Origin of the sequence: Campylobacter sp. BCW_6463, from assembly GCF_001762785.1 — a bacterium.
Lineage (GTDB): Bacteria > Campylobacterota > Campylobacteria > Campylobacterales > Campylobacteraceae > Campylobacter_D > Campylobacter_D jejuni.
The window spans coordinates 7,989-8,725 of record NZ_MJXL01000069.1 but is presented as its reverse complement, the minus strand read 5'-3'; the positions used below and the strand labels follow the sequence as shown (position 1 = coordinate 8,725).

2 protein-coding genes are annotated in these 737 nt (G+C 31.3%); both read right to left on the bottom strand.

Translation table 11 applies throughout. The features are described 5' to 3' along the window. On the bottom strand, nt 1-314 hold a 314-nt coding region (locus AJ884_RS07710; protein ID WP_070286586.1), incomplete at its 3' end, for a hypothetical protein. Nucleotides 315-544: 230 nt separating this feature from the next. Further along, nucleotides 545-737, bottom strand: a 193-nt coding sequence (locus AJ884_RS10155) for a DUF5675 family protein (protein WP_261660587.1), incomplete at its 5' end; no start/stop codon positions are given.

The window sequence follows — 737 nt, the reverse complement described above, 5'->3', positions numbered from 1 at the left end:
TTAAAAAGCTTGGTAATATTATTTTCATTGCTTTTATAAATGTATTCTTTAACATATTCTATCCTTTCTTTAACTTCGTTTTTTTGATTGTTTGCTTCATTGATTGCTTTTAATTCTGCTTTATGAATTTGCGTAAGTTCTTTTAGCCTTGCTTCGTTGTTTTTATTAATCTCTAAAGCTAAGGCTAAATCATTTTGACTTTTTTCTAATTTTGCCTTTGTGCTATCAAGTCTTAGATAAAAATATCCTGTTAAGATTGCCATTAAAGCTAAGGCTATATAAAGCTTTGCATTTCCAAATAAAAGATTTATCATATTTTGTTTTAGAAGTTTAAGTAAGGTTTTTATATAATACCCCTAAGGGTTAGCCGTAGGTCTGACCCCCTATGGCTAAATTCCACCCGCGAAAGGTGGTGATATAAATGTCATACCAGAAGTTTATAATTATAATTATACTACTTTGTATAATTATAGTCAAGGCTTATTAGCCTTGCCCCGCAAAATCGGGGTGTAAACTTTAACCTACTTAAACTTTTATCTCCTTTCTATGCTAACTCATTTGTTATTTCAAGTTTAATGTCTTCAAGATTTTTACCATACATTAAGTCGTAAAATTCTTTGCAAGCCTGCCTGCTTTGACCGACACTTTCATTATTATTATCCTTGGTAAGCCCAAGCAAGATACAACCTTGTGTGTCTTTATCAGTGTTTCCCCAGTGTATTAAAATTGCACGACTT